Raw genomic sequence first — 23357 nt, 5'->3', positions numbered from 1 at the left:
CTCTTCAGCTCCTCTAATTATTCACCTTGGAATTTTTTCTTAATTTTATCGAATAGTGAGCTTCCTTGTTCTTCAGGAATGTCACCACTGATTTCCGCAAATTCACGTAGTAATTGCTTTTGTCTTTCAGTTAATTTTTCTGGCGTTACAACTTTTACTGTTACATATTGATTTCCTGTACCATAGCCATGTACATTTTTGACACCTTTGTCTTTTAGACGGAATTGCGCACCTGACTGTGTTCCCACAGGAATACGTAGTTTTACTTTTCCATGAACCGTTGGGACTTCTATTTCATCACCAAGAGCTGCTTGTGGGAATGTCAGTTTTAGTTCGTAATAAATATCATCGCCATCACGTTCAAACTCTTTATGTCCTTGAACGCGGAACATAATATATAAATCCCCCGCCGGGCCGCCATTTATACCTGGCTCTCCTTGACCAGACACACGAATTTGCTGACCATCATCCACACCTGCTGGAATGTTAACTTTAATTTTCTTACGTTTCTGAACGTTACCTTCGCCACGACAAGTTGAACATTTTTCTTTAATGTTTTTACCTGTACCATGACATGTAGAACAAGTTCGACGATTCATCATACGGCCGAAAGGTGTATCTACAGCTTGATTTACTTGACCCGCACCTTGACAAGTTGAACATGTTTCAGGATTAGTACCTGGTTTTGCACCCGAACCGTGGCAAGTATCACATAATTCATCTTTCGGAATTTCGATTTCTGTTTCTTTCCCGAAAATTGCTTCTTCAAATGTAATATTCATACGATATTGAAGGTCGTCACCTTTGCGTGGTGCGTTCGGATCCTGACGGCGACCGCCACCACCAAAGAATGAGCTGAAAATATCCTCGAAGCCGCCAAAGCCGCCGCCCCCGAAGCCACCACCAAAGCCTGCATTTGGATCTTCATGGCCAAATTGATCATAGCGTGCTTTTTTCTGATCGTCACTTAAAACTTCATAAGCTTCAGCGATTTCTTTGAATTTTTCATCTGCACCTGGCTCTTTATTAAGGTCAGGATGGTATTGTTTTGATAATTTACGGTATGCTTTTTTAATTTCATCTTTAGAAGCCGATTTCGTTAAACCAAGCACCTCGTAGTAATCGCGTTTCTCCATGATTCACACTCCGCTCTTTTTGCATAAAATCTATTGTATCACGCAGTTAAAAAAACTGCCTCTATTTTATTATTAAATATTCATTTAAAAATGTTGCATATATGTTTTTTCACATTTCTCGCACATAACCTATGCATCTAGACGATTAAATGTGAGTGGATATATCTAAGATAAAGAGAAAAGCCAAAGCCGCAAGCGGTCTTTGGCTTCTTCACTCAACTGTGTTACTTACTATTATTTATCGTCTTTTACTTCTTCAAAATCAGCGTCTACGATATCGTCTTTTTTACCAGCGCCAGCATCTGCACCAGCATCGCCACCTTGAGCTGCTTGAGCAGCTGCTGCAGCTTGTTCATATACTTTCATAACTAATGGCTGTAATACGCCTTCTAGTTTTTCTTTAGCAGATTTAATGCCTTCTAATTCGCCAGCTTCAAGCGCTTTTTTCAGTTCGTCACGAGCATCTTCAACAGATTTTTTCTCATCTTCTGTAATTTGTTCGCCTAAGTCAGCAATTGTTTTGTCAACTTGGAACACTAATTGGTCAGCTTCGTTGCGAAGATCTGCTTCTTCTTTGCGTTTAGTATCCGCCTCAGCATTTGCTTCAGCATCTTTTACCATACGCTCGATTTCTTCCTCAGATAAACCAGAATCAGATTGAATAACAATAGTTTGTTCTTTGTTTGTACCAAGGTCTTTCGCTTTAACAGATACGATACCATTTTTATCAATATCGAATGTTACTTCGATTTGTGGTACACCACGTGGTGCTGGTGGGATATCCGATAATTGGAAGCGGCCTAATGTTTTATTGTCTGCCGCCATTGAGCGTTCACCTTGTAGTACGTGAATATCTACTGCTGGTTGGTTGTCCGCTGCAGTTGAGAATACTTGTGATTTAGATGTTGGGATCGTAGTGTTACGGTCGATTAATTTTGTGAATACGCCACCCATAGTCTCGATACCTAATGAAAGTGGAGTTACGTCAAGTAAAACTACGTCTTTTACATCACCAGTTAATACGCCACCTTGAACAGCAGCACCCATCGCTACAACTTCGTCAGGGTTTACACCGCGGTGTGGCTCTTTATTAGTTTCTTTACGTACAGCTTCTTGTACTGCTGGAATACGTGTAGAACCACCAACTAAGATTACTTGGTCAATTTCAGATGTTGAAAGACCTGCATCAGATAATGCTTGACGTACTGGACCTACTGTACGGTTTACTAATGGTAATGTAATTTCGTCAAATTTTGCACGAGTTAAAGCAATTTCTAAGTGCAATGGACCAGCTTCACCAGCAGTAATGAATGGTAAAGAAATTTGAGTAGATGTTACACCTGATAAGTCTTTTTTCGCTTTTTCAGCCGCATCTTTAAGACGTTGCATAGCCATTTTATCTTTAGAAAGGTCAATGCCGTTTTCTTTTTTGAATTCTGCTACAAGATACTCGATGATAGCATCGTCGAAATCGTCCCCACCTAGTTTGTTATCACCAGCTGTTGCTAATACTTCAAATACACCGTCACCTAATTCAAGAATAGATACGTCAAACGTACCGCCACCAAGGTCAAATACTAATACCTTTTGATCTGTATCTTGTTTGTCTAAACCATAAGCAAGTGCAGCAGCTGTTGGTTCGTTGATAATACGCTCTACTTCTAAACCTGCGATTTTACCAGCATCTTTAGTAGCTTGACGTTGAGCGTCGTTGAAGTAAGCAGGTACAGTAATTACTGCTTTTGTTACTTTTTCACCTAAGTAGTCTTCAGCATAGCCTTTTAAGTATTGAAGAATCATTGCAGAAACTTCTTGTGGAGTATATTCTTTATCTTCCACTTTAACTTTTTCAGATGTACCCATTTTAGATTTAATAGAAATAATTGTGTTAGGATTTGTTACTGATTGACGTTTCGCTACTTCACCAACTTGACGTTCGCCATTTTTAAACGCAACAACAGATGGTGTTGTACGGTTCCCCTCTGGATTTGGAATTACTTTTGGTTCTCCGCCTTCAAGTACAGAAACACAAGAGTTTGTTGTTCCTAAGTCAATACCGATAATTTTGCTCATAAAAATTTCCTCCTATTATTTAAACGCAAATGATGCGTTTTCTATCTAAATGTAATAAATTAAATAGTACTAAGTCTATTCGTTTACAGATACCATTGTTGGGCGTAATACACGATCCTTTAACATATAGCCTTTTTGAAGCTCGCGTAAGACAACACCCGTCTCTTTTTCACTATCTTGCTCTTGCATGACAGCTTGGTGAATATTAGGGTCAAATTGCTCCCCTTCAGCTTTAATAATCTGTAAGCCTTCCTTCTCAGCAGCTTCTATCAGAGAACGGTACACCATTTCAATACCTTTCACGATGGAAGCAGTTTCTTCAGAAGTCGCTTCAACTTGTAAGGCACGTTCAAAATTATCAATTACTGGCAATAAATCAGACAGTAAGCTCTGAGCGCGATACTTTTCAGCAGCCTCACGATCAAGTTGATTGCGGCGGCGAATATTATCGAAGTCAGCACGTAAGCGTAGATGACGATTTTCCTCGTCGGCTAGCTTTGCTTGTAACTCAGCTAGTTTTGCTTCATACTGTTCTTCGATTGTTAATTCAGCTTTTTGTTCTTCTACTACTTCTGTCTCTTCTACCTCATTTTCAGCTTGTAAATCCTGTACAAGGTCTTTGTTTTCAGTTTTTTCCGTCACTTTTATCCTCCTCATTATCAATCACTACGATTCTTCGTAAAGGCTTGTGTTAAATCCAAGCGCATTACGTCTAGTAAAGCAACAACACGTTTATAATCCATTCGTGTTGGACCAATAATTGCTATAGCCCCTTGCTGATCTTCACCAATAGAATAAGTGGTCGTAATGACACTACAGTTTTCCATTTCTAGTTGTTTATTTTCTGAACCAATACGAATGTGAATGCCCGATTCATTAGGATGGAAGAGTGACTGCACTTGGCTAGTCGTTTCCATTAAGTCCAAAATCATACGGACTTTATTTAAATCGTGGAATTCAGGTTGGTTGAACATATTTGTTTTACCGCCATAGAAAATTTTACTTTCTGAATTATGCATCGTCGCTGTCACGAGAGCGTGAATAAAATCATCCGCTGATCGAACATGCTGGTGTAATACTGTTAGCACTTCAGCTTCGAGTTCTTTATGAATATCCTCTAATGAAACACCAACTAGTCGTTCATTTAAGATATTAACCATTTTCTCTAAATCAGTAGCGGTAAAATTAGGCGGTAAACTAAACATGCGATTTTCTACATGCCCGTTATTCGTTACGATAATCGCTACTGCTGTATCGCTAGAAAGTGGCACAATTGAAAATCGTTTTACTCGATGTCTTTGAACATCTGGTCCTAAAAGAATCGATGTATACGAGGTCAGTTCTGATAAAATATTGGCTGACTTTCTGATAATATGCTCTACTTCTACTAAGCGATCGTTAAAAATTGATTGGATTTGCTGAATATCCCTCGAATTAATGCCTTGGGGATTCAACAAATGATCTACATAAAATCTATAACCCTTTTCCGAAGGCACTCGACCAGAGGAAGTGTGCGTTTTTTCTAAGAAGCCTAATTCCTCTAAATCCGCCATTTCATTTCGAATTGTGGCTGGACTAAATGTAATCTCTTGCTTTTTGGAGATTTGGCGAGAACCTACCGGCTGTGCAAACATAATAAAGTCGTCTACGATAGCTTGCAATATTTGTAATTGCCGATTTGTTAGCATGATTATCACCTCTGTTAGCACTCAACTAAGAGGAGTGCTAATACTATTATTAAGTTATCAAATCCTACATTTTATGTCAACGATATCGCTCAATCTTCTAGTAAAAATTGTTGAAATACTTCATTACCTACAAAGCGACCTTTTCGCGTAAGTCGAATTCCTTTAGTATCCTGTTCCAAAAGACCTTCTGAAACTAACTTTTCTATGACATATGAGTAATCCCTATACATTGATTCTTTAAATTTTTCTTCATATATAGAGTGTGTAATTCCTTCTGTTTTACGCAAACCTAAAAACATTTGCTCTTCGCGCTTCTCATTCTCTGTTACAACATGCTCATAGACAATTGGTAGTTCCCCTGCATTTACTGCATCCATATACTTTTTCAATGGTCCATGATTTGAATAACGCTGACCCGCTAAATACCCATGAGCACCAGCACCAAATCCTGCATATTCATCATTTTCCCAGTATATTTTATTATGTTTAGAACTGAAACCAGATTGAGCAAAGTTACTTATTTCGTATTGTTGAAGTCCATACGCCTCCATCTGGTTCATTAGCACATCGTACATATCCGCTTCAAGATCTTCAGTTGGTAAATGGAGCTTCCCTTTTGTGTATTGATTATAAAAAATCGTTTTTGGCTCCACTATTAGTGAATAAGCAGAATAATGTGGTATTTTAAGAGCGAACGCTTTTTCTAAGGTGTCCTTCCATTGTGCCATCGTCTGACCCGGCAAACCGTACATTAAATCCAAACTAATATTTCTGAAGCCTACCTTTTTCGCCAAGGCAATTGTTTCATAAACATGATTGTTGCTATGAGTACGACCAATTTTCTTTAACAACTCTTGATCAAAGGATTGTACACCCATACTTAAGCGATTTACACCACCGTCAAACAATGCTTGCATTTTTGCTTCTGAAAGCTCGTCCGGATTGGCCTCTGATGTAAATTCTGTCACATTGTCCATCGGAATATACGTACGAATAAGCTCAAGAAGTCTGTCTATTTGCTTAGGTGATAGTGCTGTTGGTGTACCGCCACCAAGAAATATCGTTTCGATTTGCTTAAAACTCTCGGGATATTTTTTTGTCGCAAGCTCCATCTCCTTGCCAAGCATTTCTATATATTCATCCACTGGTTGATTTTTAAAATAAAATTTATTGAAATCGCAATAATTACAAATTTGATGACAAAAAGGAATATGAATGTAAACACCTCGTGCCATAACTATCCCTTCTTTCTCGTTAGTCTTTTCCATTTCCTCATTATAAACAATAGCGGCACGGAACGCCATGAATCAAGTTAGTAAAATAACTAAATCAAAACTATGTTACTTTAACATTATTATCCGAAAATTCACACCTTTTTGTTGTGCTAATTAAAAACAAGAAATGGAGTAATTATGATGGACATAATTTTAAAGCAACAACCGCAACAGAAAATGATGATGACACCTCAATTACACACATCTTTTGAATTACTACAATATACAACACTTGAACTTGTGACAATTTCTGTATGAACAGCAATTAGAGAATATCGTAAAGAGTTAGGAATACCAGCAGCAAACAAACGAAAGGCATTATAAATTTTACAACCCATCCATATAATCATTGTTCTAACATGAAAACGATTTTCCTATACTGAATGTGGTTTTGGCTATACGTCCTTTCGCGAGAAGAAATAGAAAGAAATAGACTCCTTAAACTTCTTAAAAGTAAAAAAATAGTATGCTTGAAGGCTCCTCAAGCATACTATTTTCTCTTTTGGATAACCCACATCTTGTCATTATCCAATACTTATAATATCGATACATATATACTCGCAATAACAACACTTCCAATAGTTACAGTCGTGAATCCATCTACATTGGTGTTAAAATTTCACTGAAGATTTTTTTCTGTTCATCATCCGTTTTGCCAATACTTCTACTTACTTCCTCATATACGATGTAATCTCCCGGAAAACCAAATGTAGTGTTAACTCTACTGGACATACAAACGAGGAGCTATATATCCGCAAAATTCTAAAGCAGTGTAACGGCAATATTTCAGCAGCTGCTAACAATTAAATATTTCTCGCCAATCTCTATAACATCATATGAAGAAACTAGCGATTCGAAAAGAAGCGTTTATCTAAGCTTTCAATTCATTTCACAAAAAAAAAATCAACACCAATGCAATAATGGTTTTGGTTTTTTTGTATCCTTAATAACATACAATTCCTACGCAAATGCCAATTAGTACGAGCAAATAAGGTTGAACTTTCCAATTCATCAAGCACCATAAAAAAGCGGCTGCAAGTACTATGTCTAAACCATTTTGAATTGTCTGTGTCACAATCGGATGAATAAAAGCTGCGGCTAATATTCCAACAACTGCTGCGTTTGCACCAGCCATCGCCCTTCTTAATCCGGCGAAACGATTAAGAGCTAGCCAAAAAGGCATTGCCCCTATTATTAGCAAAAATGCCGGTAAAAAAATAGCTATCGTAGCGATAATGGCCCCAGGTACTCCAGCAATGACCATACCTATGTAGGAAGCAAAGGTAAATAATGGACCTGGGACTGCCTGTGTCAATCCGTATCCTGCTAAAAAATCTGAAGAACTTATTAACCCACTTTGGACAAACTGTGCCTCTAGTAAAGGTAATACGACATGACCTCCACCAAACACTAATGCACCTGATAGATAAAACTTTTCAAGGATCGTAAACCATTCATATTGTATTAGTGGGCTAACAATTGGTAAACCAACAAGAAGTATAACAAACAGTGCTAAAAAACATTTACCTGTCGTTTTTGAAATAGGTACAACCGTTTCTTCTGGGTTCTCTCGTTGATTGATTTTCTTAAAAAATTGATAGCCGAGAAAAGAAGCCACAATAATAGTCGTCACTTGAGCAAGTGGATGGACCCACAAAAGCACTGCCACCAGTGCCAACAAAGCGATTATAAGATGGCGAATACTAAGGATTAATTTTTTTGACATATCAAAAATAGCTTGTGCAACAATCGCAATGGCCACCAATTTTAAACCATGAATCCACCCCATATCCATCTCTGTATGTACAGAGAAATACGCAAATGCCATAAGTAGCAAAACTGACGGCAATGTAAAACCAACAAATGACACAATACTCCCAAATAAACCGCCTCTTAATAAGCCAATCCCCATCCCTACCTGGCTCGATGCTGGCCCAGGTAAAAATTGACTGAGTGCAACAAGCTGAATGTAGTCATGATCAGATAACCATTTACGCTTCTGAACATATTCATTTTGAAAATACCCTAAATGTGCAGTGGGGCCACCAAAAGATGTACAACCTAATGTAAGCGAAACTAAAAAAATCTCCCATAACCTTTGCAATATTTTCAACTACTTTCCATGTCGTCTATATTTATAGTACAAGGGGTAATCAACCTTTTGGTTTAAGATATTGTAAAGTTTTAAAAAAATATGGGAGTCATGTTTTCGTTCTTAATCTCCAATCTTGACGGCAGAGCCAAGCTCACTTCCATTTGCAGCTACCGGAATAAGCTCATAGCTCTTCCCCGTTAAATATAATGCATCGAGGCGAACACCCCACTTTGTATACTCTTCATTCAAAGGATATGCTACGTTAAATGGCCAAGATTCCCCTGTTGCTGATTGGATTTTAAAATGCAACGCTTCATTGAGTAAGCTTTTCTCTGAATGAAAGTATATTGTTGTTGATATAGGTGTAGAAACAACCTCCTCTATTGTTATTTCCTGACCATCTAAAAGCTTTACTTTTTTCTCAACAGGGAAGACCTTTCTATCTTCTTGTAATTGCTCTTGTGAAGCTTCCACTTGAAATTCCCACGGCACGTCAATTTTTTTTTCGCCGTTCCAGTCGTTATAACGAATATCTAAGTTTAATATTTTATCATCTGGTAGTTCACTTAATTTCACACTACTATAGATTGTATAGGTTTTATCAGATTGTTGGATAGTCTGTCCTCCATTTCTAACCGTGAACTCTTTTCCATTCACAAAAACCTGTGGAAAGAAAAAGATTCGGTAGTCGAAATTTAAGCCTTTTACTGGCTTAAAGGTAGCATTCAATAGTATTTGATTATCATCAATAATTATTTCATTTAACGTTAAACGTCCGAGACTATTTTCAGCAGTTTTATCGATCACTGTTTTGTAGGCTTCAAAATTTAAATCCTTCTTAAACAAAAAATAATAAACAATTACACAAGTAGCTACCAATAAAAGCAATACAACAATAAACCATATTTTCCGCCCTCGATTTTCCTTAGGCTCACTCTCGACAAGAAGTATATCATTGGACACCATATACACCTCATTTTAAGAAAGTATGTCTTCACAAATGCTTTTTATTTATTGTAGTTTTCAATTGGACATTATATAACCTCTAACGATGTCAAGGTTTGGCTGATTTCACTATGTATCTATAGAAATAATTTAAATTCCTTTTATGTGTTGAAACAATTAGTACGACATCCACCTTTTCAGTTTAACGAACACTTTCAGGAATTATCGCTCAACTTTTGAATTTTATCGACTAACTTTCATGTTTTATCACCCAACTTTTGAATTTTATCGACAACCACCTCCCCAAGAGTAAAAAAAGATTCACACACAAAACTGTGCGTAAATCCTTTATCCTTTATCCTTACTCTTGATGACGAACCTTTTTGGCTTCTTCCATTAAATAATCTACAAATAACTCATCTTTCACTAACCATGCTTGATAATTTCTTTTTAAAAACCATTCTGCTTCATAAAAACTTGTAAAGATTTGATCTAATGGAAGTTTATTTTTTTCAATTACCCAATCAAAATCACTTATTGAATATAGGAGGAAAAATTCTTCCTTAAGGTTTTTATACATTGTCCCAAAAGAAGAGAACCTTAAATTATAGCGATTTCGTTTCGCATCCTCTGGTATTGGTGCTATATGAAATATTTGCGCCACGTACTGCTCATAAGCTTCATCCGTTAAAGAGCAACCCGCTGCTTTTTGATGCCCTCCCCCTCCGAATTCTGCTGCAATTGCCGAAACATCTATGTGATCATGAATCGTACGAAATGAAATTTTTTTGCCACCCATATTTAATATAGCTATAAAATCAAGGTGTACATTTTCTTTTCCCAATTCATTACCAAGCTCTGAATGATACGATTCTGCATAAACCACACCTGTAAAGTATTCTCCTATCGATGTTTGCACTAACTCCCTTTTTTTTCGACGGATGTACCGTTCTATCTTCTCCTCTTCCATTGTTAAAATTTTCTTTTCAAATTCATCGAAGTCAAAATGGTCGCTAATCTTTAAACGTTCAAGCATTTTTTCTTCAAACTCTTCGATTGATACTAAAAAAAAGAGTGCATTGAGTCGACGTGCTTGCTGATTATCATTCTTTTCCCACTCCCACGTATCGTACTGTCTCACTAACTCTACAAATTCTGTGATGGAATTCCTTTGTTCTAAAAATCCATGTGTAACAAGATACTGATAAAGTAAAGACGTTGCGGATGTTAAATGGCCCTTTTCATCTTCTATTGATACTTTACCCCATTCATAATCGTTTAAATGTAAAGCCGTTTTATGATGATCAAGCAATTGAACTTTGCCCGTTGCGATATAATAGTCATTTAACCTCCTTTCATTTTCCTCGTTTGGAGATAAATCAGTAATAAATACAAATGTATCTTGTTCGTTATTGTCTAAAAAATACTCAATTTCGCGGTCCAACGCTGAAATTGAATTGTACTTAACCTTTACTTGATCTTGAAAGGCAAGCTTGGCTAAAATCCCGCAGCTAACTCCATCTAAATCATTATGCGATAGCAATTTATACATTTTTTCACCTCAATATTAGTATGGTTTATCATTGAAAAAATTATAGGTATTGTAAGACGTGTTTATGTAATATGCTCCCATCACTAGACAGATGAAAAACTTATGTAGAATCTTTTTTGACTAAAAGTAAATTAATAGATATTTATTACCCTTAATAGTCATAAAGCATTAAAATACTCACCACTCTTAAATAAAACAATATTATTTTTAAAATAGTATTGATTGTAAAAATCCCCACCTCCTTCTAGCACTTTCCCATCATTAGCTTTGTATTAAAAAAAGTCATAAAAACCCCTTTAATTCAACATTTACGAACATAATCCATTATAATATTTTTCCATATATTTCATTCTAAGTTAAATCAGATTATTTGGAAATAACTGAAAATAATTATCCTATAAAATATAAACTCATTCTTTGTTATAATATGTTATTATAATTTTAGTAAAACGACCTATTTTTGTTAAATAAAAAAATAGAGGAAAAACGAACTAAAAAGGATGATGAACATGAAAAAAATCCAACAATTATTCCAAAGCGAAGATGGTAATATCGAACAAAGGGAGAATTTTTTATCCCTATTAGAGAAAATTGTTACATCATTAGATGAGTTAAAAAACCCAAAAACAACAACTCTTGGACCAATGAAAGAGCGCTCTGACAATTTCTATAAAGAGTTAATGCAAGAAAATCAAGTACCAACTTCAGGTGTCGGACTTGATCAGGTTGTGAATGATTTAACGCAATTGATGCAAGGACATCCTTACCATACACGTAACTTTGTAACAAATGTTTTACCAATGGCTAGCATTCCTGGTATATTAGGACAATTCACAAATGCGCTACTTAACGGTAACAATCTATGGGATGTATACGGACCTGCTGCCGCAGAATGTGAGGTAAAGGTAGTAGCAATGATGTCGAAATTAGTTGGCTACGACTATACTCAAAGCTTTGGTTACACAACTTGGGGTGGACAAGGGGCTGTTTTCAGTGGACTTCGTCTTGCGATTGCTAAACAATTCCCTAACGCAAAAGAAGATGGCGTACCAAATAATTTATATTGCTTTGCTTCAGAAAATGCACATTACAGCTTATTAAAATCAATTGAAGCAGTAGGCATCGGTAGCAAACATTTAATTCGTATTAAAGCTGGCAAAGACCATTCAATGGATATCGAAGATTTACGTATGCGTATGACTGAAGTGATCGAAAATGGTGGTATTCCAGTGTACGTAGTTGCTACAACAGGCGCTACAGATCAATTTGCCATTGATGATGTACAAGCAATCAAAAAAGTTACAACTGACCTTGAACAAAAACATTCATTAAAACCTATACATATTCACGCTGATTCAGCTTTAGGTGGTTTTTACGCATTTTTCAACGATTATGATTTCAAGGCAAATCCACTTCAGTTAGAGACTAATGTTTTACAAGCACTGGAACAAATTAAAGAACGTATGCAATATCTACCTATTGCAGATAGCCTTTGCTTCGACTTCCAAAAGCTTGGTCAAACGCCTTATTTAACAAGCTTATTCTTAATAAAAGAAGGAAAACATTTACAGCTATTAGATATCGAGGACTTCGACACACCTTATGTTGGTAATCGGGGCTATGGTTCTTATCATACAGGTTATACATTAGAGTGCTCTCGTATGGGTAGTTCAATTGCTATTTACGCTGCATTACAGGCGTTTGGGAAAGAAGGTTACCAACAAATATTAGCAAATTATGTGCGTGTAAATTTAGCATTCCGTGCGCAGTTAGCTGAGAAAATTCCAATGTTACAAGTAGTCAATGAGTCTAATATTGGACCAGTTACAGCATTTCGTTTGTATCCTGAAGGCTTTAATTGGAAATCTGAACAATCAGGTAGCTATGCACAAGATCAGATTGAATATATTAATGGCCTTAACGCTTCTTTATTTGAAATTATAGGAGAAGGTCGCGACGAAGTATTTTTCGGTGATACTACACGAGTTTGCACTGTCAACACTAGTGATACAAAACAACAAATTCCAGTCGCTGCCGCAAAATTCTTTTCAATCTCTCCTTATACAGAGACAGAACATATTAGTGATATGATTCATTTTTTACAACAAAAGGTGAAAGTATTGGAGGATGTTAAAGTTGAGTATAGTCAAAAAATTTAAAAGCTCTTTACTCTATAAATATATTGCTAGTTTTACTATTCCAATTGCTATTATTTCGGTCATATTTAGTATCGTATTATTTATTTCGTCTTATCAGATTATCGATAATTTTGTTATTACACAATTTGAGACATCATTAGAGGTAATATCTCAAACAATTTTTGATGATATAGATAAAGAAGATGTTAAAGCTGCAGATAACGGCGATAAGGATAAATATGAAGGAATATTAAATAAGTTAAATGAAACAATGAACGAGTACGATATTCAAAATGCTTACGTTCTTTCACGTGCAAATGGCAAAGAACATATTGTGGCATTAAGTAAGAAAGATGATTATCAAGAGGGCTATGTTTTTACTAAGGACATGAATGAAGCGCTAAATACTGGAACCGTTCAATCTAGTGATATTTATAAAGATGAATACGGTATTCATAAATCCATTTTTGTACCATTTAAAGATACGGATATTCTTTTTGGTTTAGATATGGACGCTTCCTTCATTTCTAAACTTCAAACGAAGACTCTTTGGACTTGTATCATTATGACCGTGATGTTTTTGATATTCGGTTTTATTGTGGCTTATTTCATTAGTAAAGGGATTATAAAACCAATTAAAAATATGACTAACTATGTTGGTAAGGTGGCACAAGGAGACTTAGCTGTTGAACCTCTTCAAATAAAGGGTTCTAATGAAATTGCACAGCTTTCTGAAGGCATTGAAAATATGACAGAAGACTTACGCTCACTTATTCAACAAATTGCTGAAAATGCTGAGCAAGTAGCTGCTATGTCTGAAGAATTATCGGCAGGTTCTGAGCAAACAAGTGCCTCAATTCAACAAATTACATCTTCAATGCAAGATGTAGCTGCAGGATCAGATAAACAAACTTCCTCTCTTGAAGAAGTAGAAAGTCATATTACGACAATCTCCACAAAGATGTCAGAAGTTGTATCGAGCGTGAATGATGTCACTACTAAAGCATTTAGTGCCTCTTCTATTTCAGAAAAAGGCAATACGACGATTCAAAGTGCTACAGAAAAGATGGTTGTCACATCTAATGCTATTCAAGAGGCTTCAAAAGTTGTGGAACGTTTAAGCACATACTCAAATGAGATTGGCGACATTGTAACCTTAATTAATGAGATTACAGATCAAACAAATTTACTCGCTCTAAATGCTTCTATTGAAGCAGCACGTGCTGGTGAGCATGGTAAAGGCTTCGCGGTTGTAGCTGAAGAAGTACGTAAACTTGCTGACCAATCATTAGCGGCAACCAACAGTATTCGAACACGTATTGAAACGATTAAGGAAGAGTCTGTGCAAGCTGTAAAATCTATGGCAATTAGTAACAGTAACCTTGAAGAAAGCTCAATTACGTTTAATGAATCAGGTGAAGCCTTTAAAGAAATATATTCGCATATTACTTCTCTTACTCAAGAAATGGATTCTGTCAATAATATCATTTCCAATATTAATGACGGGGTTAGCAACATTGCAATTTCTGTAGAGGAAGTTGGTGTAATTGCCGTTCAAGCATCAGGAAACATTCAAAATGTAGCTGCTGCTTCCGAGGAGCAGTCAGCTAGTATTGAGGAGATTACGGCGTCTTCAAATAATTTAGCTGAGATGGCACAGGAACTTCGTAATATCATACAAAAATTCAAATTATAAGAATAACTAATAACAAAAATCCGCTATATTTTCTAAAGGTAAGTTTTAGTTTTACCTTTAGAAGATTATGCGGATTTTTTCATTAACTCTTAAAAGTTCTTCTCTAATTTTAATGTCCTCTTGTTCATCCAGGCAAGCGTTTCTTCTAGCCCTACTCGATATGAAGTACGTGGTAAAGCGCCTATTTCCTTTTCGTATCTTTCTCCACTTAAAATGACTGGTTCTTCGGTTAAATACAACATTTCGACCACTTCCCTCATATCAGGGGTAAATATTCCAATAAATTGGATCATGCCTTTAGAAACTGTACGAATGCCTTTTTTGAAACCTGTAATTTCACGTAAAATTTTTACTAGTTCTTCCCCTGTAATTGGATGAACGGCTGGCACGTTCCAATTCTGATTATATGTGTCGTCACGTAAAGCAAGCTCAACCATAGCCTTTGCGCCATCAACTGTATAAAGGAATTCCCTTTTCACCTGCATATTTCCTACAAAATTGGCTTTTTTACCTTGCGCTACATTTTTTAACGTTTCATAGAGTATTGTATTCTCTGCATTTGGTCCGTATAAATCCGGGAAATGTACAATTAACGAGGGTACATTACTGTTTTTTAATTTATTTTCCATCATTAAACGAATTTTCCCTTTTTTCGTTTGTGGTTCCTTTTTAGCTTGCTCTATTACAGGGTTTGTTGATTGTCTTCCATAGGCATAAATATTATCTACTAGTGCAATTTTCGCTCCTCTCCTTTCTGCTATGTTAATCACCATGTCTACACATCGCATATGGAGTTTTTCCCAATCTTGATATGGAAAGCTAATAGCATGAAAAATAATATCCACACCATTTGAAGCTTTCATCAAATCCTGTTCATTAAATACATCACCCGAAATGATTTCTACATTTTTGTGATGCTGAAAAAGTGCAACTAACTTTTCTTTATTTCTAGCAAATGCCTTCACCTGTATATTTCGACTTACTAGTTCATTTACTAGTGCATATCCCATACCACCAGATGCCCCAATAACCAATGCTGTTTGCAAATTAAATTACCTCCCCTATTAATTAACCAGCGGTCAAATAACTACTAAATGAAGCTCTAGATTTTTTTACTAGAGCTACTTTCAATATGTATTAAAGCCTTGATAAGAAATTTTGCATGTATATCCACTGCTTCTTTCGCTTCCTCATAATTTTTTACATAATGACGATAATGTGTAACAAATCCATGAAGAGCAATGAATGTAGAATGTATATCTGAAATCAGCAGTTCTGTCATTGATAAGGACTGTACAGCTTGTGCAAATTTTTCGTAACTAAGGTTCGCTGCCTCTTGCGAAAGCCCATCAATTTCACTATCCCTCATTATAAACATTAATTCATACTGACTTTGATTATTTAAACCAAACGCCATATAGCCTACAAAAACATTCAGTAGTTTAATGTTATGATCTTCAGGACCGTTCATATTTTCATCTAAAGTATTATTTAGTTCAGAAAAATAGTCACTTACTATTGCATAAAATATTTCTGCTTTATTTTTAAAATGATAGTAAATAGCCCCATGACTACAACCAAGCCCTTTCGCAATACTACGCATTGATACTTGATGAAAGTCCTTCGTGATAAATTGCTTATGAGCCTCATTTATAATCATTTCTTTCGTCAAATCTTTTGTTGACGGCTTACGTGGCGACATAATTATCCCCCTTATTGACCAGTGGTTAATAAATAGTATATAGTTGTTTTCATTTTTGTTCAATAACAATCTCTTACCACTTGAGAGTAGGAGATTGTTATTGAACAACTTTAAATTAAACTCTTCACAACTTTTGAAATAACAGCGCCTTCAGCCTGACCAGTTAACAAAGGTTTTGCAATTTTCATTGCTTCCCCCATGTTCATTCCTTTTGCAATGCCTGCTGCCACAAGTTTTTCTGCAATTTCTTCTTCAGTTAATTGCTTCGGTAAAAATGATTTTAAAAGTGCTAATTTTGCTTCCTCTTTTTCAATTAAGTCAGCTCGCCCTGCATTTTGAGCACCCTCTAAAGCCTGATTTGTTTGCTTCACTTCACGATTTATAATAGTCATTTCCTCTTCAGACGATAAAACCTCCCCCTTTTCTTTTTCAGCTAAATCTAGAGCAGACTTCAAAAGCGATAATACGCCTTTTGCTAATACATTCTTTTCTCTCATTGCCTGTTTTAATTGTTCAAATACCTCTGTTTTTAACAATGTTTTCACTCCTTCGTGACATCATTATACCATAAAAAAATACCGTAACCTTTAGGGATACGGTAGCGTGTGTCACGAAATTATGCTGAGGCATAATTAATACTATTTTACTTGTTTAAGCATAGATACTTCAGCTTTCGTCGTTATTAAATCCGATGATATAATATCAAATTTGGCATCTACAAGATCAATTTTTCGACTTAAATTTTGTTCAACTTTGTCTAATCTTTTTTCCAACGCTTCGTTTTTTTCTTCCAGTCGTTTCTCAGCTACATCAATTTTTTCTTCTAATCTCTTCTCAACTGCTTCGATTTGTTGTTGAAGATCCGATTTCATGTCTTGCATTTGCTTTGAAAGCTCTAAAATTGCTTGAAGAATCGTATGTTGGTTGACTTCTTGTTCCATTTTTGAGTTCCTCCGCTCTTTTATATTCATTACATTATCTATTAATTTCACGCATTAATCACAATAAAAATAGGTAGAGTTACATAAGCAACTCTACCTATCATTCTATCTACGATTTATCTTAAAGTCAAAGTATTAAGAGATGGAATTTGTCAAGTATTCATCCGTTAATTTCACTTGATATAATCGAATCACTATTATATTCCTGTTATATAAACAGGTCCTTACAATCACTTCTCAAATTGCCATGGCACCAGTATTTTACTCCAATGAAACTGACTGCATTAGCAATATCTAGTGATTTATTAATCTCTGCCATTTACCCAATAAACAAAACCAATAACAGCTCCACCAATAATATTACCTATTGTAACAGGTAATAAATTTGACATGGCTCCACTAAACGATACTAGTTCACCATGAGGTATGAGGAGCGCAAGAGAAAACAATGTCATATTTGCTATACAATGCTCAAATCCAATTGTGACAAATGGGAAAATACAGCAGAAAATCATCACTAATTTTCCAGTCTCTGTTTTTAATTTATAGGTGCACCATACGCCCAAGCATACTAGCAAATTACATAAAATGCCTCGACATAAAAGTTCAACGAAGCTACCACTCATCTTAGCTGTAGCTAGTTTTTCAATGTAAGCTGCTATGTCTCCGCCTGCTAGCCCCGAGTAAAAAAATAATGCGGCCGCTAACAGCGAACCAAAGAAGTTTCCTATGTAACTAAATGTCCAAATGCCCAACATCTCTAATGGTGATGATTTTTTTGATAGTGTACTAACCGTTAAAACTAGATTATCACCGGTAAATAAATTGGCTCCAGCCATCATGACCATACTAAGTGCCACACCAAATGATAACCCTTGTACGATCTTCATACTCGGTACCCCAGCCGGACTTAATAAGCCCCCTATAGTAGTGATGAGCAAAATTCCAAATCCGATAAAAAGTCCACCAAAAATAGCTAACAATAAATAATTAGCAGGCTTTTGCTTCATCATGTTAATTTTTGTTTCAGCTGTTATACAAACTGAAGAAATTGTCTCTTTCATACTTTCATCTCCCAAATAACATCAAGCTAATTTAATAACTCATTTTTAACGCTGGTCTCAAGTAGTCATCGGTTTCCACTCTAACCAACTTTTATACAAGGCTTACATTTTAACAAATTATTATTCCAAAATATCGTTAATTAGCAAATTTAAAGTAAATTCCTCCAAATATACATATAATCATGCACTATTACTTTCTGTGAAGACATCAATTTGTATTTCGGGTTACTCGCTTTCGCATAGGAGCATAGTCAAGAATAATCCGTATTTCTCGCAGTACTAAACCAAGATTTTGTAGATTTGATTAATTACTTTTTTCTATTGCTACATTTAATACTTCTATTAGTGATTTTATTGCTTATATGGATTTATATTGATATGATTCCACCAATTCCTACAAAACAAGTTTGTTAAGTAGGTTAAATTTAAGGGGTTGATTGGGATGGGTCAAATTGTAACGAATAAGATTAAACAATCTATTACAGAATTAATCGGTCATACACCACTTTTAGCATTAAATCAGTATGTAAAAGAGCAACAGCTAGAAACCGAAATCATTGTAAAGCTAGAGTATTTTAATCCTGCTAATAGTGTGAAGGACCGTGTTGCTAAAGCGCTGATTGAGGATGCTGAAGCTCGTGGCGTGTTGACAAAGGATAAAACAATAATTGAAACAACTAGTGGCAATACAGGTATTGGTCTAGCAGCAATTGCAGCTGCAAAAGGCTATAAGCTTCGAATTTACATGCAGGATGGTGTAAGTGAAGAGCGAACAAAGGTAGTTAAGGCATACGGAACGGAGGTTGTACCATTTTCAGATGTCCCAGAAATGGTAGCTGCCTTTGAGGAAACAGATGGTGACTTTGTTGAAACGATTAAAGTATTTCGAGAAACAGTCGTTGAACACGAAGAAAATGTTGTATTTTTAAATCAGCTTGATAATGAGGCCAACCCAAATATTCATAAGGTAACAACTGGTCCTGAAGTCTGGGAGGATACAGACGGACAAATTGATATTTTTGTAGCAGCAATTGGCACAGGTGGTACGATAAGTGGTGCTGGTGCATATTTAAAATCTAAAAATCCAGCTATTCAGATTATTGGTGTAGAGCCTGCTGTTAATTCCATTGCAACAGTTGATAATCCAGATATCATTGAAATCACAGGTGTTCACCGCTTCTCCGATGCTGACGGGGCTCGCGTGCCATCGAATGTTCATTTAGAAATAATTGATGAAGTACTCGAAGTGGAAACTGCACAAGCTTATGAGGCGGCACGTGCTGTTGCGAAGTCAGATGGTATATTAGTAGGGACTTCATCAGGTGCTGCTTTATTTGCCGCCACAGCCCTTGCAAAACGTCCAGAGAACAAAGGGAAACGGATTGTCGTTATCCTACCCGATACTGGTCTACGATATTTATCTACAGATTTATTTCAGAAACAAGCGCATCGAAGAATACGCAGTAGCTTAGACACCCTATAAAAAAAGAAGGGTAAAATGCATTACCCTTCGTTCATATCAATAACTTGTTAAAAATATCTTTCCTTTAGTATTGTTAGACGATTCAACGGCCGTTATCGCATTTTTAATGTCTAACAAATCATAATGAGAATCCACTGCCATCATTTTTAACTTACCACTATTAACTAGATTAATTAAGTGATGAAATGTACTTTGCCATCTTTCTATCGAGACTTGCTTGTTCCAATGACGTAAATGGAACATATTTGCCTTTATATTTGCCTCTTTAACGATTCTTTGCCAATTCACTTGTACACCTGATAAAAGACCAATCGCTAAAAAATTCCCTCCAGCTTTCAGACAGAAGGCAAGATCGTTGCCTGCTGTTCCCCCAATAGAATCAATAGCGGCATTGGCCCCATTGCCATTTGTTAGTTCCATTACTGTCTCATAGAGCGGTGCTACTGAAGTATCTATTACATAGGAAGCGCCAAGCTGAATTAAATCGTCCGTATGTCTATTATTTCTCGTTATCGCGATTAGTTGAAAACCTAACAATTTTGCTAGCTGGGCAAATATGTGTCCAATTGCGGACCCACAAGCATTCACTAATAAAACATCATTTGGCTGCAATTGTAATATATCCGTACAAATTACCCAAGCTGTCATTGGATTGATATACATTTGCGCTGCAGTAAAATCATCTATAGAATATGGAATAAGCACTGCAAATTCTGCACTTGTTTTTACAATCTCCTGCCAAGTTCCTTCTCCTCGTAAAGGTAATACACGCTTTCCAATAAGATCCTGAGAAACATACGGACCTACATCCTCTACAATACCAACCCCTTCATAGCCTGGAATAGTTGGTAAAGAAATTCGATGAGCATAACTCCCCCATATTGGTATTAAATCTGAAGGGTTAATAGGTCGCGCCAGCATTCGAACAAGAATTTCTTGTTCTTGAGGGGGGTGAATCGTTTTATTTTCAAACTTTAAAACTTCCCGAGGGCTTCCAAATTCATATAATTTAATGCTTTTTGCTTTCAAAAAATTAACTCCTTTATCATTGATTACTAGCATTTTTTTCAACTACTCCAACATGAAACCTTCCGGAGGGGTTTTCCTTATCCTCACCGATTATTCGTCTTCAGCAATCGGGCTTTTATGAGCGGTTTTTCTCCCGCTTAATTTCTTAGCTATTGCGAATATTAAATATTCCCCCTAATCACTTTTCGAATAAATATACTTTTTTATTCAATGACAATTATAAGGAGATTTAATGGTCTGATGGTGTTTTAAAGCTGTGAAATGGTAAAATCACCGTCTTCGGTCATATATATTTGCAAGCTTTTATTGATTTCTATCTTAATAGGACTAACAATTGCTGTTTTGTTAGAAAAATACCAAACACGTTTACTTGGTCCTAAAAGTAAATTTGCTCCACCCTCATAATTCCCCATAAACGTGAGAGCATTTGAGCGAATTTTGTTATGATTCATTGGAATTATACCGTATTCTTTTAAACGATCAGCTACTGAATAAATAGCATCCGTCGTTAAATTCATTTCGGCAATATTTAGTACATTCTCGGGTGAAAAATACTCTACATCTTGTTTTGGATTTACTTCCTGCCTTGAAATGAGCTCAATAATATTTCCTTCCGGATCATAAAAATAACAAGAATGAGCCTTTAATGTATCAAAATATACTTCATCCTGTCCCTCTGAAAATAATAATTCTGCATATTCTTTTACCCATCTTTTCGCTTGTTTAAATAAATTACATGGAATATTTAACGCAAAATGATATTGTTTTTTTACCAAATACGGTATTTTTTCAAAAGTGATAACACTTTCACCAACAGCTATATCAAAAAAATTATCCGTATTCTGTATTAATGAAAATCCTAAATGATTGCAGTAAAATTCCTTCATTTTATGTACATCATACACATATAGTGTCACCTTTGTAATCTTCATTCGTAAAACATCTCCTTTGCAATTGTTAGCATTTACTATACTTACTAAAATAAATATCCACCTCATGCAAAATAATGAAAATTACTTTATAGTTGGATACGATCCCCTCTGCTATTTGGTTGTGAAATGACTAAAAACTCTACCTCTTCTTCCGAATCATTACGCATCTGGTGCGGTTTAAGGGGCGGCACTTCAATTCCTTCATTCTTTTGTAACACCATTCGTTCTCCGGCGATATCCATTGTTGCTGTTCCAGATAGTACAAAGAAAAATTGATGTGCATGATGGTGATAATGATTTACCTCTACTGTTTTAGCAGGCATACGCTCATGAATAATACTGAGATCATTATTCTTCACTAAATGCCAACCATCACCTTGTTCTCCCCAGCTGTAATGTTCTGCATACTGTTTGCTAATTTTCAAAACTGATATCACCTTCCTTTTATTTTGATTATTATGGATATTTTCCTAATATTTCTATAAAATATAAAATAAGTATTTTAACTATTACCCAGTAGGGAGTGGGATCGTTGACTATCAAAAAACAATTGCTGGGCACTGCTCTCGGCTATGTGCTGGCATTATTAATTGCCTATATCTTTTTCGATTATTTTTCCTGGTCGTTTACTCTAGGTTCTATTGTAGGCATTTGTTTATTTGCGCTAATTTTAATGTTCATGAAAAGGAGATAAATCCCCTTTTCATAAAGTATTTAAAATTTTTTCGAACTTCTTTGCACTCAGTATTTCATGTGTTATAAAATAACCATTGTAAAACAATCCAAAGGTTGTCCATATGATAGGTGCATTCTGTGCTTCATCTTTCGTTCTTAGTTGATATGCATGAAAAGGAATGCCCTTTTTCTCAGCCAATTTTTTCAAATCATCTATAACGCCAACTGCAAAAGGGCATTGGGCAGTGAAGTATATCACAATACCACTGTTATTAGATAAAGCATTTTTCACCTGCAGTTTAAAGGAAGGATCGTCAGCACAATCGTTAAATTTATAGACCGCTAGCTGAAAATAAGGTGCTGCTTGATCTACCATTTCAAATCCCAAATGTTCAAAAAAACGCTTATCACTTAGAAATGGAAGCTTTTTCTCTCCTACTATATGGACGATGCCATCCATCCTTTGCGCTAATGCATCTTCCTTACACTTTTCAATCAATTGTCTTGCATGGTTTTGATTTTTGAATTTCCCTGAAACCCATAGGCAATTGATATACATATAATTCGGTGCATCGATAGGAACCCAAGCTTGATTTGCCGGTAAATATTCAATAAACACTTTTGCCCGGGCGTTTAAACGATAAAAAACTAGCCCCTCATCCATACGGTTCATCAACCATTCTTTCTTTTTCTTTACCGCTTCTTCGTATTGCTTTGAACCGAGTGCGCAACATATATGTTCCTGTTCAATATTGTTTCTAGTAATTTGAATATAATCCACTTTACTATCCGCCTCTTTACTAATCTAATTTGATACTACTATTTTAGTATATCGAAGGTAGAAAATGGATAGCAATTTCTTTTCTTTTTTATTATCTATTATCTGGATTTCACGACCAAAAACGAACAATTATCTATATTGATATTTAATCCT

At 35.8% G+C, this 23357-nt stretch carries 22 protein-coding genes; 5 read left to right on the top strand and 17 right to left on the bottom strand.

Features of this window, described 5'->3' with window-relative positions:
* Nucleotides 1–17: 17 nt before the first annotated feature.
* The 5 genes from dnaJ to hemW all read right to left on the bottom strand — a co-directional run bounded on the left by dnaJ (nt 18) and on the right by hemW (nt 6132).
* The gene (dnaJ, locus tag ACIQZA_RS06900) at nt 18–1136 is read right to left on the bottom strand and encodes a molecular chaperone DnaJ (RefSeq protein ID WP_400936455.1); all 1119 of its coding nucleotides are present in this window, start codon (nt 1134–1136) and stop codon (nt 18–20) included.
* A 234-nt stretch (nt 1137–1370) separates the two neighbouring features.
* On the bottom strand, nt 1371–3209 hold the full coding sequence (gene dnaK / locus ACIQZA_RS06895) for a molecular chaperone DnaK (RefSeq protein ID WP_400936457.1): 1839 nt from the start codon (nt 3207–3209) through the stop codon (nt 1371–1373).
* A gap of 75 nt (nt 3210–3284) precedes the next feature.
* A complete protein-coding gene (gene grpE, locus ACIQZA_RS06890; protein WP_400936459.1) occupies nt 3285–3851 on the bottom strand; it encodes a nucleotide exchange factor GrpE in 567 nt (188 codons plus the stop codon).
* Between the two features lie 17 nt (nt 3852–3868).
* Nucleotides 3869–4897 (bottom strand): heat-inducible transcriptional repressor HrcA, encoded by a 1029-nt coding sequence (gene hrcA, locus ACIQZA_RS06885; protein WP_400936461.1) that lies wholly within the window; start codon nt 4895–4897, stop codon nt 3869–3871.
* 89 nt (nt 4898–4986) lie between these two features.
* Nucleotides 4987–6132: a radical SAM family heme chaperone HemW gene (gene hemW / locus ACIQZA_RS06880; RefSeq protein WP_400936511.1), complete on the bottom strand. Its 1146-nt coding sequence runs from the start codon at nt 6130–6132 to the stop codon at nt 4987–4989.
* Nucleotides 6133–6309: 177 nt separating this feature from the next.
* On the opposite strand from hemW, the gene ACIQZA_RS06875 reads away from it, so the two are divergent.
* Entirely contained in the window at nt 6310–6429 is a 120-nt protein-coding gene (locus ACIQZA_RS06875) for a hypothetical protein (protein WP_400936463.1), read from the top strand.
* 685 nt (nt 6430–7114) lie between these two features.
* Here the strand turns inward: ACIQZA_RS06875 and chrA are convergent.
* From chrA to ACIQZA_RS06860, 3 genes are all read right to left on the bottom strand, one after another.
* Nucleotides 7115–8275, bottom strand: a complete 1161-nt coding sequence (chrA, locus tag ACIQZA_RS06870) for a chromate efflux transporter (RefSeq protein WP_402880949.1) — start codon at nt 8273–8275, stop codon at nt 7115–7117.
* Nucleotides 8276–8386: 111 nt separating this feature from the next.
* Complete coding sequence (locus ACIQZA_RS06865; RefSeq protein WP_400936467.1) at nt 8387–9232, bottom strand: DUF4179 domain-containing protein; 846 nt, start codon at nt 9230–9232, stop codon at nt 8387–8389.
* A gap of 340 nt (nt 9233–9572) precedes the next feature.
* Nucleotides 9573–10763: a DHH family phosphoesterase gene (locus ACIQZA_RS06860; protein WP_400936469.1), complete on the bottom strand. Its 1191-nt coding sequence runs from the start codon at nt 10761–10763 to the stop codon at nt 9573–9575.
* 509 nt (nt 10764–11272) lie between these two features.
* On the opposite strand from ACIQZA_RS06860, the gene ACIQZA_RS06855 reads away from it, so the two are divergent.
* On the top strand, nt 11273–12922 hold the full coding sequence (locus ACIQZA_RS06855) for a pyridoxal phosphate-dependent decarboxylase family protein (protein ID WP_400936471.1): 1650 nt from the start codon (nt 11273–11275) through the stop codon (nt 12920–12922).
* A complete protein-coding gene (locus tag ACIQZA_RS06850; RefSeq protein WP_403009866.1) occupies nt 12900–14597 on the top strand; it encodes a methyl-accepting chemotaxis protein in 1698 nt (565 codons plus the stop codon). Before ACIQZA_RS06855 ends, ACIQZA_RS06850 begins: the two co-directional genes overlap by 23 nt.
* An 89-nt stretch (nt 14598–14686) precedes the next feature.
* Here the strand turns inward: ACIQZA_RS06850 and ACIQZA_RS06845 are convergent, their stop codons facing one another.
* The 5 genes from ACIQZA_RS06845 to ACIQZA_RS06825 form a co-directional block, all read right to left on the bottom strand.
* Complete coding sequence (locus ACIQZA_RS06845) at nt 14687–15643, bottom strand: SDR family NAD(P)-dependent oxidoreductase (protein WP_400936475.1); 957 nt, start codon at nt 15641–15643, stop codon at nt 14687–14689.
* Between the two features lie 56 nt (nt 15644–15699).
* Nucleotides 15700–16299 carry a TetR/AcrR family transcriptional regulator gene (locus tag ACIQZA_RS06840; protein ID WP_400936477.1) on the bottom strand — a complete coding sequence of 200 codons (600 nt, stop codon included), beginning with the start codon at nt 16297–16299 and terminating at the stop codon, nt 15700–15702.
* A 110-nt stretch (nt 16300–16409) separates the two neighbouring features.
* A complete protein-coding gene (locus ACIQZA_RS06835) occupies nt 16410–16835 on the bottom strand; it encodes a GatB/YqeY domain-containing protein (RefSeq protein WP_400936479.1) in 426 nt (141 codons plus the stop codon).
* Nucleotides 16836–16937: 102 nt separating this feature from the next.
* A complete protein-coding gene (locus ACIQZA_RS06830; protein WP_400936481.1) occupies nt 16938–17240 on the bottom strand; it encodes a hypothetical protein in 303 nt (100 codons plus the stop codon).
* Between the two features lie 305 nt (nt 17241–17545).
* The gene (locus tag ACIQZA_RS06825) at nt 17546–18304 is read right to left on the bottom strand and encodes a formate/nitrite transporter family protein (RefSeq protein ID WP_400936483.1); all 759 of its coding nucleotides are present in this window, start codon (nt 18302–18304) and stop codon (nt 17546–17548) included.
* A gap of 442 nt (nt 18305–18746) precedes the next feature.
* Between ACIQZA_RS06825 and ACIQZA_RS06820 the strand changes: the two genes are divergently transcribed.
* Nucleotides 18747–19787 carry a PLP-dependent cysteine synthase family protein gene (locus ACIQZA_RS06820; RefSeq protein ID WP_402880955.1) on the top strand — a complete coding sequence of 347 codons (1041 nt, stop codon included), beginning with the start codon at nt 18747–18749 and terminating at the stop codon, nt 19785–19787.
* Between the two features lie 36 nt (nt 19788–19823).
* Here ACIQZA_RS06820 and ACIQZA_RS06815 read toward each other — a convergent pair whose 3' ends face one another.
* The 3 genes from ACIQZA_RS06815 to ACIQZA_RS06805 all read right to left on the bottom strand — a co-directional run bounded on the left by ACIQZA_RS06815 (nt 19824) and on the right by ACIQZA_RS06805 (nt 22173).
* The gene (locus ACIQZA_RS06815) at nt 19824–20816 is read right to left on the bottom strand and encodes a zinc-dependent alcohol dehydrogenase family protein (RefSeq protein ID WP_402880956.1); all 993 of its coding nucleotides are present in this window, start codon (nt 20814–20816) and stop codon (nt 19824–19826) included.
* Nucleotides 20817–21064: 248 nt separating this feature from the next.
* Nucleotides 21065–21748, bottom strand: coding sequence for a VOC family protein (locus tag ACIQZA_RS06810; RefSeq protein ID WP_402880958.1), 684 nt, complete (start codon nt 21746–21748; stop codon nt 21065–21067).
* 86 nt (nt 21749–21834) lie between these two features.
* On the bottom strand, nt 21835–22173 hold the full coding sequence (locus tag ACIQZA_RS06805) for a cupin domain-containing protein (RefSeq protein WP_400936491.1): 339 nt from the start codon (nt 22171–22173) through the stop codon (nt 21835–21837).
* A gap of 107 nt (nt 22174–22280) precedes the next feature.
* Here ACIQZA_RS06805 and ACIQZA_RS06800 point away from each other — a divergent pair, with 107 nt between their 5' ends.
* A complete protein-coding gene (locus tag ACIQZA_RS06800; RefSeq protein WP_185903546.1) occupies nt 22281–22442 on the top strand; it encodes a hypothetical protein in 162 nt (53 codons plus the stop codon).
* Between the two features lie 9 nt (nt 22443–22451).
* Here ACIQZA_RS06800 and ACIQZA_RS06795 read toward each other — a convergent pair whose 3' ends face one another.
* Nucleotides 22452–23204 carry a GNAT family N-acetyltransferase gene (locus ACIQZA_RS06795; protein WP_402880960.1) on the bottom strand — a complete coding sequence of 251 codons (753 nt, stop codon included), beginning with the start codon at nt 23202–23204 and terminating at the stop codon, nt 22452–22454.
* Between the last annotated feature and the right edge of the window lie 153 nt (nt 23205–23357).

This window comes from Lysinibacillus sp. NPDC096382 (assembly GCF_044762845.1).
Taxonomy (GTDB): domain Bacteria; phylum Bacillota; class Bacilli; order Bacillales_A; family Planococcaceae; genus Lysinibacillus.
The sequence above is the reverse complement of the archived record's forward strand: the minus strand, read 5'-3'. Positions and strand labels throughout refer to the sequence as shown.